At 73.0% G+C, this 17,586-nt stretch carries 12 protein-coding genes; 6 read left to right on the top strand and 6 right to left on the bottom strand.

Annotation, left to right across the window (positions count from 1 at the left end; genetic code table 11):
* Window positions 1-3: 3 nt before the first annotated feature.
* The 6 genes from AQJ58_RS27425 to AQJ58_RS27400 form a co-directional block, all read right to left on the bottom strand.
* On the bottom strand, window positions 4-1,839 hold the full coding sequence (locus AQJ58_RS27425; protein WP_067254866.1) for a hypothetical protein: 1,836 nt from the start codon (window positions 1,837-1,839) through the stop codon (window positions 4-6).
* Window positions 1,840-1,896: 57 nt separating this feature from the next.
* Window positions 1,897-3,615, bottom strand: a complete 1,719-nt coding sequence (locus tag AQJ58_RS27420) for a hypothetical protein (RefSeq protein ID WP_067254863.1) — start codon at window positions 3,613-3,615, stop codon at window positions 1,897-1,899.
* A gap of 2 nt (window positions 3,616-3,617) precedes the next feature.
* Complete coding sequence (locus tag AQJ58_RS27415; protein WP_067254860.1) at window positions 3,618-4,514, bottom strand: carbohydrate ABC transporter permease; 897 nt, start codon at window positions 4,512-4,514, stop codon at window positions 3,618-3,620.
* The gene (locus AQJ58_RS27410) at window positions 4,511-5,422 is read right to left on the bottom strand and encodes a carbohydrate ABC transporter permease (RefSeq protein ID WP_067254858.1); all 912 of its coding nucleotides are present in this window, start codon (window positions 5,420-5,422) and stop codon (window positions 4,511-4,513) included. The genes AQJ58_RS27415 and AQJ58_RS27410 overlap by 4 nt, the downstream gene beginning before the upstream one ends.
* Window positions 5,423-5,546: 124 nt before the next feature.
* Window positions 5,547-6,869, bottom strand: coding sequence for an ABC transporter substrate-binding protein (locus AQJ58_RS27405; protein WP_067254855.1), 1,323 nt, complete (start codon window positions 6,867-6,869; stop codon window positions 5,547-5,549).
* A 275-nt stretch (window positions 6,870-7,144) separates the two neighbouring features.
* A complete protein-coding gene (locus AQJ58_RS27400) occupies window positions 7,145-8,278 on the bottom strand; it encodes an ROK family protein (RefSeq protein ID WP_234360313.1) in 1,134 nt (377 codons plus the stop codon).
* Between the two features lie 395 nt (window positions 8,279-8,673).
* Between AQJ58_RS27400 and AQJ58_RS27395 the strand changes: the two genes are divergently transcribed.
* From AQJ58_RS27395 to AQJ58_RS27370, 6 genes are all read left to right on the top strand, one after another.
* Window positions 8,674-9,507: a BadF/BadG/BcrA/BcrD ATPase family protein gene (locus AQJ58_RS27395; RefSeq protein WP_420712188.1), complete on the top strand. Its 834-nt coding sequence runs from the start codon at window positions 8,674-8,676 to the stop codon at window positions 9,505-9,507.
* A 192-nt stretch (window positions 9,508-9,699) separates the two neighbouring features.
* Window positions 9,700-11,616 (top strand): phosphatase PAP2 family protein, encoded by a 1,917-nt coding sequence (locus AQJ58_RS27390; RefSeq protein WP_067254847.1) that lies wholly within the window; start codon window positions 9,700-9,702, stop codon window positions 11,614-11,616.
* A gap of 93 nt (window positions 11,617-11,709) precedes the next feature.
* Window positions 11,710-13,377, top strand: coding sequence for a phospholipid carrier-dependent glycosyltransferase (locus AQJ58_RS27385; RefSeq protein WP_067255171.1), 1,668 nt, complete (start codon window positions 11,710-11,712; stop codon window positions 13,375-13,377).
* A 97-nt stretch (window positions 13,378-13,474) separates the two neighbouring features.
* Window positions 13,475-14,398 (top strand): MurR/RpiR family transcriptional regulator, encoded by a 924-nt coding sequence (locus AQJ58_RS27380; RefSeq protein WP_067254844.1) that lies wholly within the window; start codon window positions 13,475-13,477, stop codon window positions 14,396-14,398.
* A gap of 324 nt (window positions 14,399-14,722) precedes the next feature.
* Window positions 14,723-15,106 (top strand): hypothetical protein, encoded by a 384-nt coding sequence (locus AQJ58_RS27375; protein ID WP_199844689.1) that lies wholly within the window; start codon window positions 14,723-14,725, stop codon window positions 15,104-15,106.
* A gap of 125 nt (window positions 15,107-15,231) precedes the next feature.
* The gene (locus AQJ58_RS27370) at window positions 15,232-17,562 is read left to right on the top strand and encodes a SpoIIE family protein phosphatase (protein ID WP_067255167.1); all 2,331 of its coding nucleotides are present in this window, start codon (window positions 15,232-15,234) and stop codon (window positions 17,560-17,562) included.
* The last annotated feature ends 24 nt before the right edge of the window (window positions 17,563-17,586 follow it).

Raw genomic sequence — 17,586 nt, 5'->3', positions numbered from 1 at the left:
CGGTCAGCTGCCGACGGCGGCGCGCAGGGTCAGCTGCGGCTCGGCGTGCGCGTCGTCGGGTCCGAGTACGGCGGTGAAGGCGTCCGTGGTCACGGTCAGTCCGTCCGGCGTCCAGGCCGCGCGGACGCCCGACGGCTCCTCGGTGCCGTAGCGCACCGCGAAGACGTGCAGGTCGTCGGGGGCGTCGGCGATCGGACCGGCCTCCAGGGCGCTGGAGCGCACCAGATGGGCCCAGCCCTGGTCCGGGTTGCCGTAGCCGCGCGGGTCCTCCGCCAGGGCGAAGGCGGCCTGCTCCTGCGTCAGCGCGGCACGGGTGTCGAAGTGGTCGGCGCCCGTCGCCTCGGGGTGGGTCAGGCGCAGGGTGCCCGCCGAGGAGACGGGCGCGTGGGCCGTACGGCGGACCCGGTCGCCGTCGTCCTCGGCGTACGGCAGGCCGGCCAGCAGATAGGGGCTGCCGTCGAGGCGTTCCACGGCGACCGTCGTCCACAGGGTGCTGCCGTCGGTGACGTACAGGGACCGCACATGGCGCAGGACGTGGTCGCGGCCGACGACCGGCTTGGTGACCAGCTTGGCGGTCAGTCCGTCGGCGCGGACGTCGCGGACGCGGACCTCGCCCATGGGCCGGCACAGCAGGAAGCCGTCGGTGACGGGGCCGAAGCCGTGCTGGCGGTCGACCGCGGCCGGCAGGAGGTAGGTGCCCGCCGCCTCGATCACGGCCGGGGTCATCCGGTCGTCGAAGGCGACGGAGACGGTGCCGGCCCGCAGCTGGTGCCGTGCGGTCCCGGTGGACGGCTCCCGGTGCCAGGGGGTGGTGTCCTGGATCTGCCAGACCAGCATCCACGCGAAGTGTCCGTCGACCCCGCCGTCCGGCTTGACGGCGTGCCGGGCCCAGCGGCTGTCGCCCCGGTAGCGGCCCAGGTCGGAGCCGATGCGGGCGCCGAAGTAGCGCAGGCCGAGCACGGACTCGAAGGCGGAGTGCTGCTCGCTGTAGCGGGGGCCGCCGTTGTCGAAGCCGCCGTTGGTCAGCCGGGCGTCGAGGTAGCGGGCGAGGGCCTCGCCGTCCTCGGCGAAGACGTCCTCGCCGCTGATCCGGTGGGCCTGGGCGAGGAAGGAGAGGGAGATCGGGCCGTAGTTGTTGTCGTAGGCGCCGCCGTGCTCGGGGGGCAGCAGGGCGCCCCGGTCGGCGACCCGGTGGGCGCGGATCTTCCCGTCGTACAGCGCGAGGGCCCGCGCGCGGACCCGCTCGCCCTCCTCGGGTGCGAGATGCCGGGCCAGCATCAGACCGCCCACCACACAGCCGATGGCCTGGTTCCCGGCCTCCTGCGGGTTGAAGAAGGTGGCCTCGGTCAGCCAGCTCCAGTAGCCCCGCGCCACCTCCAGCAGCTCGGCGCGCTGGTCGTCGGGCACGAGGCCGTCCGCCGTGTCGAGGAGGGTGACGGCCTGGAGCAGGGCCCACACCGTGCTGGGCCAGTCGCCGATGGGGTGGGCGCCCGGCGCGAGGACGTAGCGGGCGTAGGGCAGTCCCGAGTCGCGGACCGTGCGGTTGGGGTAGCCGGGGTTGTCCTCCCGGTACACCCGCTCGCGCAGATGGAAGGCGAGGCTGCGGTGCACCGCCTCCGGCAGCCGCGGGTCCTTGCCCCGCTGCCAGGCGAGGGCCAGCAGCGCGGTGATGCCGAGGGAGGTGTCGCCGATGTCGTCGTCGCAGTCGGGGTGTTCGAGGTTGCCCTCCGGCGTGAGCCGGGCCAGGGCCTGCTCGACGACGTCGGCGAGGACGGCGTCGTACGCCTCCGGGGTGTCCGGGAGGTCGTGCAGCGGGGCACGCTGGTGGAGGAGGTGCACGGGGGTCAGCCCTTCATGCCGGGGACGGCCATGGCGTGGGTCGTCGAAGTCGTCGGGTCACACGGCCGGCGCCGGCCGGCGGGCGCGCAGTGCGACGGTCACCGTGTGCGGGCCGAGTCCGCCGAGGTAGAGGCGGTCGCCGGTCGTGGCGTCGGTGCCGCCCACGACGGTGTGGTCCTGACCCGGGTCGTAGCGCAGGACGTCGCCCCGGTCGGGCCCGGCGAGGGGGTCGCCCGCCTCGACGTGGGCCTCGATCCGGATCTCGTCGTCACCGGCCCGGTAGGTGACCGGCCCGGTGGTCAGGCACCAGCGCCCGTCGCCGAGCGGTACCGCGCCCTCGGGCACGCCACCGGGCCGGAAGGTCAGTTCGAGGGCCCAGGGCACCGGTGGTCCGCTGAGGTCGATCCGCAGGTCGGCACCGTCCTCCCGGAGCTCCACATCGACGCGGGTCGTGTGCGAGACGTCGTCGCGGGGCCGGTCGGGGAAGGCCATCGCGGCCGAGAAGCGTCCCTCGTCCGCCATCCGGTAGGCGCCGTCGTCCCGTCGCCGCTCCGGCGGCAGCGGCTGGTAGTAGGCGGCCGTGAGGGTCTCGGTGAGCAGGTACCGGTCGTCGGCGGACGCCTGCATGTCGGCGGCGCGGAACGGGCCCAGGTCGAAGAAGCCCCGGGAGAGACGGACCGCGTCGAGGACCGCGTCGCCCGCGAACAGACGCAGGAAGGTGGGGTTGCAGGCGAGGCCGGAGCGGATGCGCCGGTGCGCGGGCACGTCGGAGCCGCCGTACACCACCGTGTGCGCGGCGGCCGAGGCGTGTGCGGCGAGGCGCGCGGTGGCCAGGTACCGGGTGCGGGGGAGGGTCTCGGCGGTCGGTGCCGGCAGGACCCGGCACAGGTCCGGGGTCAGGAGGGTCTCGGCGAGCAGGCCGGGGTCGTCGATGCCCCCGGCGGCGGCGAGCCGCGCCGCCCGGCTGAAGTCGCCCCGGCCGGTGCGGATCGCGAGCAGCCGGTAGTGCGCCAGGTAGGGCGCCAGCGGGTACGGGTGGTGCTGGTCCTGGCGCCGCGAGTGGACGGTCTCCACCGTGCCGTCCGGTCGGATGAGGTCCAGCGTGGCGGCGAGATTGCGTTCGACGGCGTCCAGCAGGTCGGCGCGGCCGAGCACGCCGGCCAGCAGGAGCAGCGAGGGGTTGGACACATGGGCCGCGTAGACGGCGCTGCGTTCCGAGTACAGGCCGTCCGCGTCGATGTCGACGCCCTCGGCGAGCCACTGCTCGACCCGGTCCGCCAGCCGGTCGTCGGGGAACGACCGGTGCAGCCGGGCCAGCGCCGCGCACAGCTCCCAGCGGTGGTTGGGGGTGTGCACCCCACCGGTGAGGAGCGCGCCGGTGGCGGCGTCGGCGATCTCGGCGAGCGCCGCCGTGACGTCCCGCAGCTGCGGCCCGGCGCCCGCGGCGAGGACATGCGCGTCGCACACGTCGTTGACGGTGAACGCGGAGTCCGGCGGTGACTGCACGTTGTCGCCGCCGGCGAAGAGGCCGGTGGTGGTCTGCGCGGCCCGCAGTTCGCGCAGGTGGACCGTGGCGGCGTCGACGGCCCGCTCGCTGCCGTGCAGGACCGACTCGGGGGAACGGTACGCCGCGACCAGCGTCTTCACCCGCCGGGCCAGTTCGCGGTGGGTCGTGCCGGCGGGCTCCCCGGCCGGGTCGGCCGCCAGGGGTGCGGCCGACCGGTCGGCGGCGCGGGCGACCGCGCGGACGAACTCGTGGTCGAGCGGGATGGGCAAGGTCAGTCCTTCAGTCCTGCGTTGATGTCGGCGCCCATGACGTAGCGCTGGAAGACCAGGAAGATGGCGATCAGCGGGATCATGGAGATCACCGAGGCGCCGAGCAGGACCGACCAGTTGATGTTCTGCGCGCCGACGATGCTCTGGATGCCGATCTGCACCGTGAACTTGTCGGGGTCGTTGAGCATCAGCAGCGGCCAGATGTAGTCGTTCCACCGCCACTGGAAGGACAGGATGGCCAGGGTCAGCATGATGGGCCGGGAGAGCGGCACCATGATCCGCAGGAAGATCGACAGTTCCCGGGCGCCGTCGATGCGCGCGGCTTCGACGAGTTCGTCGGGAACCGTCAGGAAGAACTGGCGGAACATGAAGCAGCCGGTCGCGGTGAGCACGGCCGGGAGGATGATGCCGGCGAAGGAGTTGTAGAGGCCGAGGTTGCGGACCACCAGGAACTCGGGGGCGAGCATGACCTCGCCCGGCAGCATCGTGGTGGCCAGGATGCAGAGGAAGAACGCCTTGAGCCACCGGTTGTCGTACTTGGCCAGCGCGTACCCTGTGCAGCAGCTGACGCCCACCGTGAGGATCGTGGTGATCACGCACACGAGGGCCGTGTTGATGAAGTACTGCGAGAAGTTGGCGCTGTCCCACGCCGCCTCGAAACCCGACAGGGTGGGGTTGTGCGGAATCAGGGTCAGCGGGTAGGAGAAGAGGTCGCTGGCCGGCTTGAAGGAGCTGAGGACGAACCACAGCAACGGAAACCCGTACAGGCACGCCATGATCCACAGCAGTGTCGTCGCCGACACCGCCTGTCGGAGCCCACCGGTGGTCGCCCCGCGGGGGCGCTTCTGGGAGACGGGTCGGCCCTTGTCGACCGGGCGGGGGATGTCTGTGGTTGTCATCGGTTCTCCACCCGTCGGTTGACGATCAGCTGGATGATCGCGACGGCCATCAGGATGATCATGAGCACGAACGACGCGGCGCTCGCGTAGCCGATCTGGCCCCGTTTGAAGCCGGTCTCGTAGATGTACTGCACGAGCAGGTTGTTCGAGGTGCCGGGTCCGCCGTTGTTGAGGGCGACGAACACCGGGTATTCCTTCATCGCGTTGATCGTGTTGAGCAGGATGACGATGAACGAGGTGGGCGCGATGCTCGGCAGCGTGATGCTGAAGAACTGGCGCCAGGGTCCGGCGCCGTCGAGCGAGGCCGCCTCGTAGTACGACACCGGTACGTTCTTGATCGCCGCGATGAACAGCAGCATCGTGAAACCCGTCCAGGTCCAGGACGCCGCCATCACCACCACGAGCAGCGAGAGATCCGCGTTCGACTGCCACGGGACGGCGCTTCCGCCGAGCTTCTCGATGACGTAGTTGACCAGTCCGAAGTTCTCACCGAACAGCCACCGCCACAGGACACCCACGACGATGGGCGACAGCAGCCAGGGGATGAAGAAGATGACGCGGGCGACCGACCCGCCCTTGGCGTGCTTGCTCACCACGAGGTTGGCGGCGAGCAGCGAGACCACGAAGTTCAGCGGGACGAAGAGCACCGCGTAGAGCACCGTCCGCGACAGCGCGTCGTAGAACGTGGAGTCCCCGAACAGCTTGTGGTAGTTGTCCAGTCCGATGAACTGGAACGCCCCCACACCCGAGTAGTTCGTGAAGGAGTAGACGAGCCCGATCACCGCCGGCCAGACGAAGAACAGGGCGAAGAGCACGACATTGGCCGCGATGAGGACGAGCGGCGCAAGCGTGTACTTACTGCGTCTCCTGGGCGGGCTCGCGGACGCGTCCGAGGCGCGTTTTGTCATCTTCCTGACTCCGTGCTGGTGGAATGGACGTGCGGTGGGCTCTCGGTCTGAGCCGGGCATCGGGTGGACGGCCGGGGCCGGGCGGCGGTGTCTCGACCCCGCCGCCCGGCCCCGCGGCCCACGATCAGCCGCCGACCTGCTGGTTGTAGCCGGCCACGATGTTCTCCAGGGCCTTGTCGGCCGACTGCTGACCGTTGATCGCCTTGGCGAGCTCCGTCTTGGTCGGGTCCTCGGTGAGGCTCTTGCCCTTCAGCACCCAGTCCGTCTGCGCGTTGTTGAAGTAGCCCGAGATCGGGGCGTACAGCGGGATCTCCTCGTTGTACAGCTTGAACGCCGCCTGCGCCGCCTCCGAGGTGAAGGGGTACTTCGGGTTCAGACCGCTCTCGACGGGCAGGAACCCGGACGCCTCGCACAGCTCGCGGTAGTGGTCCGGCTCGTAGACCCAGGACAGGAACTTCTGCGCGGCGGTGGCCGCGGCGCCGTTGTTGTTGAAGCCCACCATCATGCCGCCGGCGTTGACGTCGCTGGCCTGCACCGGCTGGGCCGGCGTCGGGACGCTCGCCCAGTCGAACTTCTTGATGCTGTCGGCGAAGGCGGCGACCTGCCACACGCCGGACCAGTAGGCGACCACGTCACCGCTCTGGAACATCGCGGACGGGTCGGCGCCGCTGGTCCACACCGACTTCGGCATGGTCTTGTCGTCGTTCCAGCCGACGAAGGTGTTCACGGCCTTCTTGGTCGCCGCGTCCACCGAGAACTTGCCCGAGGAGTCGGCGTGGACGTACTGCCCGCCCATCTCGTACACCATGGCGCGGAGCCGGGACGGCGAGTTGTCGAACGTCAGCGAGTACTTCACGCCGGTCTTCTCGCGGACCGTGTTCGCCGCCTTGATGAAGTCGGTCCAGGTCCACGTCTTGTCGGGCGAGGCCGGGAAGGCGACGCCGGCCTTCTTGAACAGCGACTCGTTGATGTACAGGCCGGACGCGGTGACGTCCGAGGGTATGGACAGCACCTTCCCGGAGGCGTCCTTCGCGAGGAAGTTCGGGTTGATGTTGTTGCTCTTGGTCTTGACGATGGAGCTGAGGTCGATCAGCTTGCTCGACCAGATCGGGTCCAGCGACGGCACGGCCGCCACGTCGGGCAGGGAGTTCGCCTGCGCGGCGTTCTTCAGCTTCGTCGTGTACCCGTCGTAGGGGATGTTGACGAGCTTGACGTCGACACCCTCGTCCTTCTTGTACTGCGCGATCAGCTTCTTCCAGCCCGCGTCCTGCCCCGGAACCGTGGAGATCCAGAACGTCAGCGACTTGGCGTTCCCGCCCGATTCGGAGCCGCCTCCGCAGGCGGTCAGCAGGAGGGCACCTGCCGAGGCCACGGCAGCGAGGGGAACCAGGCGGCGTATGCCGCCGCGGCCGAGTCGGCGGGAGCGCCGCACACCCACAGTGGTCATCTTCGATCCCTTTTTCGTCGTAGGGGACGGAGCACGGCGCCGATCGAGGCGGCACGGGTGCATTTTGCAGGAAATTTCGCTTTCCGGGGGCGCGGCCTCGCCCGGCCGCGTCGCCATGGGGGGTGGGATCCCCGGCCCCGGGGGCCGTCGTCGCACAAGCACGCCCTCGTGCGGCTGCCGTACTTCACGTACGGGCAGGATGCTCAACCCGAGTCGGCGTCCCGGCCGACTTAGAAAGCGCTTGTCCGGACATTGGCAGATCGAGTCGGAGGCCGTCAATCCTTCCCCCCCGCGGCCTCGGTCACGGTTTGGACTCCTCGGCTGACCGCGAGCCGGGCGGCGCCCACGACCGTGCCGAGATCCCCGACCGTGCTGCTGACGACTTCGGTGGGCCAGCTCAGCCGGGCCAGCTCGGCCCGCACCCCGGGCAGCACCTGGGGGTCGGCGCCGGTGCTGCCGCCCAGCACGATCAGACCGGGGTCCAGCACCGCGGTCACGGCGGCCGCGAGCCTGCCCACGTCGGCGGCATGGCGGTCGACGACGGCACGGGCCGTGGCCCGGCCCCCGGCCGCGAGGGCGAAGAGCCGGTCCGTGGTCCGCGGGCACGGCCCGTCCCGCTCCCCCCAGGCCTCCTTGGCGCGGCGCAGCAGCGACCGGGCCCCGATGTACTCCTCCAGGGCCTCCCGGCGCGGCTCACGGCCGTCGTCCCAGGGGTAGGGGAGCCGGGCCAGCTCACCGGCGGCGCCGTTCGAGCCGCGCAGCACCTGGCCGCCGACGACGATGCCGAGACCGATACCGACGCCGATCCGCAGATAGCCGAAGGTGTGCCGGCCACGGGCGGCGCCCTCGTGCAGCTCGGCGAGCGCGGCGCAGTTGACGTTGTTCTCCAGGTGCACGGGGACGCCCGGGGGAAGGGCCACGGCCATCGCGTCGAAGACCGGGCCGGCCTTGGCGGTGGCGGGGCGCATCCCGCTGCCCTGGAGGTCCCGTGCGGTGACGTCACCGACGGCGACCACGATCGAGCGCAACGGCGCCCCGGCGGGCAGGGCGGCGAGTGCCTCCCGGACGGCGTCCGCGGCGTCCTGGCGGGGGGCGGTGGCCTCGGCGAGCAGGGTGCCGTCCAGGGCGCAGCCCCTGACCCGGGTGAGCGCGGGGCCGAGGTCGACGGCCAGGACGGCGCCGGCGACGGGGCCGAGCCGGTAGACGGCGGCGGAGCGGCCCGTGCCGCTGGATGCGGTGCCGGAGTGCGCGGCGAGCCGGGCGCCCTCCAGTTCCGCCACGGCGGAGGAGACGGTCGGCTTGGAGAGCCCCGCCAGGCTGGCGAGCTGCGGGCGGGTGGCCCTGCTCGCCTGGGCCAGCACGGCGAAGACCGCGCTGGCGCTCTCGGTCAGGCGGGGGGCTTCCGCCACGTCGTGTTCCACAGTTTCCCCCACGGGTACCGGGCCGCGCACCCGCCCGAACTCGGCTCGGCGGACGGCGGCGAAAGGATGCGACGACGGCGCGCGTACCCGCCCCGCGAAGGCCCGGAAAGGGTCCGCCGGAGTCGAGTCCGCGACTTCTCTTGACGCACTGTACTTCGTTAGTTAACTTCCTAACGAACTTCACGGTACTCGCCTGCCGTGCTCACCAGAAGCCTGTCCCGGGGCTTCCCTAGTTCATCAGAAACAGCAATTTCGCAGGTCACGGTTCGCCCACCGTCGCAGCTCGATGCAACGACGAAAGAGGATCCGTGCAGGACTCTCCCCCTTCGTGTCCCGTCGCGGTCGGTGTCGACGTGGGCGGTACCAAGACGCATCTCCGCGCGATGGCGGGTGACGACGTCTTGGCCGACCGGGTCGGCCCCAGCAGCGGCTGGCGGCCGCACGACACCGCGGCCGCCGCCCGCTGGCTGGCCCGGCTCGTCCAGGAGTCGCTGCCTGAGGGCGTGCGCCCCGCCGCGCTCGCCGTGGGCGCGCACGCCTGCGAGACACCCCGGCAGTGCGCGCAGATCCGCGCCGCCGTTCAGGAACTGCTCGGCGTTCCCGCGCACGTCGTGGGCGACGCCGAGCTGCTCGTGCCCGCCGCGGGACTGGCCAAGGGGGCCGGCCTGGTGGCCGGCACCGGTTCGGTCGCGGTGGGCCTGCTGCCCGACGGCACCCCCGTGCAGGTGGGTGGCTGGGGCGCGGTCCTCGGCGACGAGGGCGGCGCCGCCGGCCTCGTCCGGGAGGCGGCCCGGGCCGTATGGGCCGCCCACGACCGCGGTGAGGAGCCGGACGCCCTGGCGGCCGGTCTCGTCGCCGCGTTCGGCGTGCCCGAGGTGCCCGCGCTCGGCGCGGCGCTGGAGGGCGCGCAGAGCGCCTCCGCCGAGTGGGGCCGGCACTCCCCCGTGGTCTTCGCGGCCGCCGACGCCGGCTCCGCGCTCGCCCGTGCCGTGATCGCCGAGGGCGGCGGGGCGCTCGCCGCGCTCGTCGCCCGGCTCGCCGCCCGCGGGGCCGCGGTCGACGACGTGGTGGTGGCGGGCGGCACGATCCTGCACCAGCCCGCTCTCTACGAGGCCTTCACCACCGCGCTGCGGGCCGCCGTACCGGGAGCGCGCGCACGACCGCTGACCGGGCCGCCGGTCCTGGGCGCGGTGGCACTGGCGAGGGCGCTCCTGTGAGAAACCGCTTGCACGTTCACCCGCGTGACATGTACCCGTCGCCGGGCCCTCACGGGAGCGACACAGCCCGGCCGTAGATCTTCGCTCGTACGCGTCGTCCGGCTCAGGAGTCGTCACCAGGCCCACGAGCCGCACGTGATCACATCTCTCCCTCTGGCCCCATGGGCCGAAGAACTCAAGAGAGGCACACCCATGCCGTCACCCGCCGGGCTCAACTCCACCTCGGCCGTGAACAGAAGGCGTTTCCTGAAGGTCTCCTTCGGCGGCTCCGCGGCCCTGGTCGCCGCGCCGACGCTGGTCTCCTGGCTGGGCGCGGCCGACGCCAAGGCCGCCACGAGCCCGCTGCCGTTCGTCGACGACTACAAGACGAACGTCCCGGCCAACCTCACGCCCGAGACCAACGCCGTGGTGCGGGTCCTCGGCGGCTTCGCCCGGGTGTGGAAGACCGGTTCGGCCTGGAACACCGGCACCCCGCTGCGGCCGGAGATCCTGCGCGCCAACATGCGCTACTGCGCCGCGCTCACCCGCGCGCGCACCGACGCCCAGGGCCGGGAGGCGTTCGTCTACGACCGCCAGCACCAGAGCTACGCGATGATCGCGGGCCTCGGCCCCCTGTCCGGCCTGTACAAGGCCGGCGCCAAGGCGGTCACCTCGATCACCAGCGCCCCGGACACCACGCCCGCGACCACGGTCAGCGACGCGGTGCCCGCCGACGCTCCCGCCGGCTCGGCGCTCGGCGCCGGTTCGTACGCCTCCGACCTCGGCCAGGTCGCCAGGCTGGTCGACACCGTGCGCGGCCCGTACGCCTCCGGCAACCAGGGCAAGTACGCCTTCCAGTACCCGCGGCCGTGGCGCATGAACGAGAACAGCGAGGTCGTCGACACCGGGAGGACCGACGCGCTCGGCTACCCGGTCTACGACTCCCAGGTCGTCGTCGTGCCGCAGCTGCTGCGCCAGCGCAACACCTCGCCGGTCGACGACGGCGGTTTCCCGAGCGGCCACACCAACGCCTTCCACCTGGCGGCGCTGGCGTACGCGTACGCCGTGCCCGAGCGGTTCCAGGAGCTGGTGACCCGCGCACTGGAGCTCAGCCACACCCGCATCATGTCCGGCATGCACTCCACGGTCGACGTCATGGGCGGCCGCATCATGGCCACCGCGCTCGCCGCGGCCACCCTCGCCGACCCGGCCAACGCCGACCTGAAGGCCGCCGCCCGCGCCCAGGCCCTCGCCTACTTCACCGGGAAGACCGGGACGACGGCCGACACGCTGTTCGCCTACGCGCACGCGGACGCCTCGGACCCGTACGCCGACCGGCAGGCCAACCGGCGCGCCGTCGAGCCGCGGCTGACGTACATCCTGGAGCGCCAGGGCCGCGAGGAGCCGCTGACCGTACCCAAGGGCGCCGAGGTGCTGCTGGAGACGCGCCAGCCGTACCTGAGCGCCGAGCAGCGCCGGAACGTGCTGCGCTCCACCGCGCTGCCCTCGGGGTACGTGCTGCTGGACGGCTTCGAGCAGTGGGGCCGCCTCAACCTGTTCGCCGCCGCCGACGGCTACGGCGCCTTCGAGACCGACGTGACGGTCACCCTGGACGCGGCGAAGGGCGGCTTCCACGCGGCCGACGCCTGGCGCAACGACATCGGCGGCGACGGCTCCCTGACCAAGCGCGGCTCGGGCACCCTCACCCTGACCGGCCACAACCGCTACCGCGGCGGCACGGTCGTCCAGGAGGGCACGCTGGTCGTGGGCCACGCGCACGCGCTCGGTCGGGGCGACGTCCGGCTCACCGGCGGCACGCTGCGCGCCGGGCAGCCGGTGCGGGTCCGCAGCACCTGGACGCAGTCGAGGGGCGCGACCCTGGACCTGCCGCTGCGCCGCGACCACAGCGCCGCGCTCACCGTGTCGGGGCGGGTGACCCTCGGCCAGGGCTCGGTGCTGTCGCTGCGCCTGGACGACAAGCAGCCCGCCCGCGCCGGGGACGTCGTCCCGGTCATCCACGGCCGCGCGCTGCGCGGCCAGTTCGACACCGTGGAGCTGAACTCCGCGACGCTGCGCGCCGTACCCGTGTACACGGCGGACGGTCTGTCGGTACGACTCCTGAAGCGGTAACGCCCCCGGAGGCGGGAGCTGGTGCACAGTGGCCCCGTGGCCACCGCGGACCGCTCCCGCCGTCGCCCCGCGGGCGACACCGCGGGGCACACGATGAAGCACACTCAGCGAGGGGACCCGGTCCGGCGACCGGGCACCGGCACGACGGCGGTACGCCCGCGCCGCACTGCCCCGGTCCGCCGCAGACCCTGGCCGGTGCCGCTGTTCGTGGGCCTCCTCCTCGCCCAGACGGCCGCGGCGATGGTGACCACGGCCGTGCAGCAGACGCCGACCATCGACGAGCCGGTCTACGTGGCCGCGGCCGCCGACTATCTGCACGAGCACCGGATCCGGTACAACCCCGAGCACCCGCCCCTCGGCAAGCTGGTCGTCGCGGCCGGTGTGGCCCTCGCCGACCCGCACGTGGACCCCCGCTTCAGCGGCGACCAGACCGCGGCGGGCCGGCATCTGCTCTACGAGTCGGGCAACGACCCCTGGCGGCTGATGCTGTGGGCGCGGCTGCCCGTGATCGCCCTGACGCTCCTGTTCGGGCTGGTGGTGTTCGCCTTCGCCCGTGACCTCGCCGGTCCCGTCCCCGCCCTGGCCGCGCTCGCCCTGTACGCCTTCTCCCCCGACGTGATCGCGCACGGCTCGCTGGCGACGCTGGACGTGCCCGCGGCCGGTTTCCTGCTGACCTCGGCCTGGCTGCTGTGGCGGGCCCGCAGCACCGGGCGGGCCCTGCTGTACCTGCCGCTGGCCGGCGCCGCGCTCGGCGCCGCCCTCGCCACGAGGATGAGTGCCCTGCCCGCCGTACCGGTGTGCGTGGCGCTGGCGGCCCGGTCGGTGGGGCCGTTCCGGGTGCGCCGGGCCGCGGCCGCGGCTGGCGCGGTGGCGTCGACGGCCGTGGCCCTCGTCTGGCTGGCGTATCTCGCGGTGGACCCCCGGCTGCGCTGGGACCCCCGGCAGGCACACGTCCCCGTGGTGCACGGGCTGCGCGGGCTGCTGGTGCGGCTGCTGCCCCTGCCGGAGGCGTACCGGGACGGCATGCGGATGCAGTTCGGGCTGGAGGACCAGTCCTGGTCGGGGTTCCTGTTCGGGCACGTGTACTCCGGGTCGCGCTGGTACTACCTGCCGGTCGCCCTGGTGGTGAAGACCCCGCTCGGCATGCTCGCGCTGTGGGCGGCGGGCGCCGCCGCCCTGGTGGCGGTACGACGGCTGCGGCCCGCGGCGCCGTACGTCCTGGTCCCCGCGGCGGTCCTGCTGGCCTCGGCGATGACCGGATCGCGGAACCTCGGCACCCGGTACGCGGTGTTCCTGCCGATGTTCCTGGCGGTGGCCGGCGGCTGCGTCCTGGCGGTGCGGTGGCGGTGGCGGCGGGTGGCGACCTGGGCGCTGGTGGCGTTCGTCGCCGTCAGCTCGCTGCGCGCGTTCCCCTACTACCTGCCGTACTCCAACGAGGCGTTCGGCGGCCCGGCGCGGACGCATCTGCGGCTGCACGACTCCAACGTGGACTGGGGCCAGGACCTCGGCCGGCTCGCGGGCCGGCTGCGCGGACGGTACGCGGGCGAACGGGTCTGGCTCGTCTACAAGGGCAGCGGAGTGCCCTCGTGGTACGGCATCCGCGCCTCCGATCCCCGGCGCGCCCCGCTGCGCTCGGTGCACGGGGTGCTGGCCGTGTCGGACTCGGCGGCGGCCCGGGCCGGCAGGCGGCTCGCCCGGCTGATCCGGTCCAGCCACGAGGTGGACGACGTCGGCCACTCGATCACGATTTACCAGCGGTGACGGCCGTGGGGTGTGCGAGCGGCGGGGGCTCGGGCACGCTGTCCGGCACGCTCCGTGAGCTATGTTGAGCTGCGTGGGAGACAAAGGAGGCGCACCGGTGCCATCGCCCCAACAGGCACGCGCACAGGCATCAGCGATCACCTCGGGCAAGACGGATCCCGAAGCGGAGGTGTCCCCGACCTCCCGGCTCCGGGCCCTCTTCGACGGCCCCCAGCTGTCCCCGGGACAACGACGCATCGCCCAGTACCTGATCGAGCACATCACCGAGGCGGCGTTCCTGTCGATCACCGACCTGGCCGACCGGGTGGGGGTCAGCCAGCCCTCGGTGACCCGGTTCGCCGCCGCGGTCGGCTTCAGCGGCTACCCCGCGTTGCGCGAGAAGCTCCAGTCGATCGCGCTCGGCACCCTGGCGGGCGGCCCCGCAGCGGACGAGGCGAACCGCAGCAACGAGCTCCAGGCCGCGGTCGACGCGGAGATCGAGAACCTGGAGAACCTGCGGCGGGACCTGTCCGACCCGGACCGGGTGATCGAGGTCGGGCGGGCGCTGTCGCAGTCGACGCCGCTGACCATCCTGGGCCTGCGGATCTCGGCCTCGCTCGCCGAGTACTTCGCCTACGCCGCACGCCGGGTCCATCCCGACGTCCGGCTGGTGACCCGGGGCGGCAGCGTCGCCTACGACGCGCTGCTGCAGTCCCGGGAAGCGGGCGGGACCTGGGTGCTGGCCTTCTCGATGCCCCGGCACGCCCAGGAGACGCTGACGGCGGTACGGGTCGCGCGCAGCGCCGGACTGAAGGTCGCGCTGATCACCGACCTGGCCCTCGGCCCGGTGGCCGACGAGGCCGACGTCACCTTCGCCAGCGGCACCGGCTCCCGGCTGGTGTTCGACTCCTACGCCGCCCCCGGGGTGATGGCCGCCGCGCTGCTCCAGGCCATGACCGACGCGGGCCCGGAGCGCACCCAGGCGCGGCTGGAGGAGTACGAGCAGATCGCCGAGCAGCACCAGTTCTTCCTACGCGAGTAAACGGCCACCGCCGAACCGCCGACCCTCCACGCTCACCCCTCCCCCTCCGTAAAAGGGCACAGGGATCATTGCGGGCACTTCACACATGAATGTTTTCATACGTCTTGCAAACCCGTCGGTATATATAAATACTGCTCACGGCCGCACCCGCCCCTCAGGGCTCCTGTACGGGCACCCGAAGCCGTCGTCCCTACCCACGTCGGCGTCGCAGGGTGCTCGGGGCGCCGCTCACGCGAGCGCCCGTGGCGGCCTCGGTCATCCCCTGGACCGGGGCCGCCCCACACCCGTCGGACCACCCGTCCCGACGCCGCACACCCGGAAGCGATGACCATGACTCTGACGACGACGCAGCGCATCAGCCCGGACTGGCCGTGCCAGGTCAAGACCCCCGGCAGCTACGACTGGGAGCGTTCGGCCGCGAAGTGGCTGCGGGAACTGGTGCCCGCCCGGTACGCGAGCTACCCGCTCATGCTGCGTCAGCCGGTGCTGCTCGGCCGTCACGCCCAGATCCAGGTCCAGCAGGAGATCCGGGTGGCCCGCACCGCCCTGCAGACCGCGCGCGCCGACCTGCCCCGGCTGGGCATGGCCGAGTCGGTCATCGAGCACACCATCAAGCTGTACGCCGCCGAGCTCATGCAGCTCCAGCACATCGCCCGCAGTGTCCGCTGCGTCACCCAGGCCCTGATCGAGTCCCACACGGGCCGCTGAGCGACGCGGACGGGCCCGTTCCGCGATGTCGGCACAAGGGCCTGATCGCAGCCGCACACCTGTGCCATGCTCGATGCGTGACGAGCGAATCCGCGCTGCCCCCGGAGTCCGGCGAGGCACCCGACATGGCCGCCCTCACCCGGGTCGTGGCACGCCAGCGCGCGGAGATGGACCGGCTCCAGGAACTGGCCGCCACCGCGGCCGTCCGGGAACGGGCCAAGGGCGCGGTCATGGCGCGGCTCGGCTGCTCCCCCGACGCGGCACAGGAGGAACTCCAGCGCCGGGCGGAGGCCGCCCGGCGGACCCTCCTGGAGGAGTGCTGGCTCACCCTCGGCTCGCTGGCCGCGCCCACCGCCGCCGCACCGCACGCCGCCGCGGCCGACCCGCACGAGGGGCCGGACGAAACGCACCCGGCCCCCGACGAGGTCGACTCCTCGGCCCTGGCCCGGCTCGCCCGGGCCCTCGTGCGGGTCGGCACGCCCCAGGACCTCGCCCGCTGTGTGCTCGACCGGCTCGCCGCCGACGCGGACGCCGACGCGGTCATGCTCTACGCACGGCTGCCCTCCGGCGGGCTGGAACTGGTCGGGCACGCCGGGATCGACGAGACGCTCGCCCTCCAGTGGAGCCGGGTGCCGCCGCTCGCCGGGGTCGCCGCGCTGGAGACGCTGAGCGCCAACGAGGCCCGCTGGCTGGAGGACCCGGCGGCGGACCAGGAGCGGTACCTGCTGATCGGGGACCCGTCCGAGCAGTGGGGCTCGCGCGCCTGGCTGCCGGTGGGCACCGAGGAGCCGGAGGTGGCGCTCGGCGTGCTGCGCCGCCGCACGGGCCCCTTCCCGGCCGCCGTACGCGCGCATCTACAGGCCGTCGCCCGGCTGTGCGCGGGCCCGCTGCACACGTTCGGGGTCCGGCGGGAGCCTGCCGTCGGTGCCGCCGCGGACGCCGTGCAGACGGTGTTCGACCGGCTGCCGGTCGCCGCGGTGCTGCTCACCCCGGTGCGCGGGCCCTCGGGTGCCGTCGAGGACTTCCGGATCGAGGCCGTCGCCGCCGGGACCTCCGACGCCGTCGGCCGCGCCGGCCGCGACCTGCTCGGTCTGCGCTTCCTGGAATGCTGGCCCACGGCCGTGGACGAGCCGCTGTGGCAGGGGTGCCTGAAGGCGCTGGAGGGCGAAAAGCCCTACGAGAGCGAGCCGTTCGCCCGGCAGCACCGTGTCGCCGGGGTCAGCGAGCTGGCCACTTACGCGGCACGGGTGGCCCGGCTGGGCGACGGACTGGTCGTCAGCTGGGTGCGCCACGACCCCTCGGACCGCCAGGAGCAGCGGCTGGCGGACGTGCAGCGGCTCGGCCGGCTCGGCTGGGCCACCTGGAACCTGACCACCGGCGAGGGCAACTGGTCCGCCCAGGTCTACGCTCTCCTCGAGCGCGACCCCGCGCACGGACCCGTCCCGCTCACCCGGCTGCCGGGCTTCGCCCTGCCCGAGGACGTGCCCGCGCTGGCCCGCGCCGTCGGCGAGCTGGTGCACGAGGGGCGGCCGTGCGACGTGCCGTTCCGGGTCGCCGCCCGGGACGGCGTCCGCCATCTGCGGGCGGTCGCCGAGGCGGTGACGGACACCGAGGGCACTCCCGTCGAGGCGCACGGCTTCCTCCAGGACGTCAGCGCCCAGCGCAGCGCCGAACTCGCCCTGCTCGCCAGCGAACGCGCGATGCTCACCCAGCAGGGCGCGCTGACGGCCGAGCGCACGGTCGCGGCCCGGCTCCAGGACGCGCTGCTGCCGCTGCCGAAGGAGCCCGTGCGGCTGGCCGGACTGCGCGTCGACATCGCCTACCTGCCCGCGCAGTCGGGACTCAACGTGGGCGGCGACTGGTTCAGCGCCATCCGACTGCCGGACGGCGACGCCCTGTTCGTGGTGGGTGACGTCACCGGGCACGGCCTGGACGCCGTCGCCTCGATGGCCCTGCTGCGGTTCACCGCCAAGGGCATGGTCATCACCGGCTCCTCGCTGACCGGGGCGCTCTCCCGCCTCAACGCGCTGCTGCTGCACTCCCGTGATCCGCACGGCACGGCGACCATGGTCCTGGCCCGCTACAGCCCGGCCGGGCGGCGGCTCGTGTGGGCCCAGGCCGGGCATCCCCCGCCGCTGCTGCTGCGCTCCGGCGAGGCCCGCTATCTCGAACGGCCGCACGGCATGCTGCTCGGCGCCCGCGACGCCCCGCGCTACGCGGAGGCGGAGTGCCTGCTCGCCCCGGGCGACCGGCTGGTGCTGTACACCGACGGTCTGGTGGAACGGCCCGGGGAGAGCATCGACCGGGGCCTGGAGCGGCTCGCCCGCGCCGCGGCGGCCCCCCACCCGGGCGGCCCGGTGCCGCTGGAGCGCCTGCTCGGCGCGCTCCCGGAGCCGGAGGGCCGGGACGACGTGTGCGTCCTGGACATCCAGGTGCCGCCCGACGCCGACGACTGACCAGTCCGGTCCCCCGTCCGCCCG

The sequence above is a fragment of the Streptomyces sp. DSM 15324 genome (assembly GCF_001514285.1).
GTDB lineage: Bacteria > Actinomycetota > Actinomycetes > Streptomycetales > Streptomycetaceae > Streptomyces.
The sequence above is the reverse complement of the archived record's forward strand: the minus strand, read 5'-3'. Positions and strand labels throughout refer to the sequence as shown.

Bases quoted from the DNA above. Each gene is read 5' to 3' on its own strand.
- AQJ58_RS27415 (WP_067254860.1), bottom strand. From the start codon at position 4,514: ATGACAACCACAGACATCCCCCGCCCGGTCGACAAGGGCCGACCCGTC.
- AQJ58_RS27410 (WP_067254858.1), bottom strand. From the start codon at position 5,422: ATGACAAAACGCGCCTCGGACGCGTCCGCGAGCCCGCCCAGGAGACGC.
- AQJ58_RS27405 (WP_067254855.1), bottom strand. From the start codon at position 6,869: ATGACCACTGTGGGTGTGCGGCGCTCCCGCCGACTCGGCCGCGGCGGC.
- AQJ58_RS27395 (WP_420712188.1), top strand. From the start codon at position 8,674: ATGGCGGGTGACGACGTCTTGGCCGACCGGGTCGGCCCCAGCAGCGGC.
- AQJ58_RS27390 (WP_067254847.1), top strand. From the start codon at position 9,700: ATGCCGTCACCCGCCGGGCTCAACTCCACCTCGGCCGTGAACAGAAGG.
- AQJ58_RS27385 (WP_067255171.1), top strand. From the start codon at position 11,710: ATGAAGCACACTCAGCGAGGGGACCCGGTCCGGCGACCGGGCACCGGC.
- AQJ58_RS27375 (WP_199844689.1), top strand. From the start codon at position 14,723: ATGACCATGACTCTGACGACGACGCAGCGCATCAGCCCGGACTGGCCG.
- AQJ58_RS27370 (WP_067255167.1), top strand. From the start codon at position 15,232: ATGGCCGCCCTCACCCGGGTCGTGGCACGCCAGCGCGCGGAGATGGAC.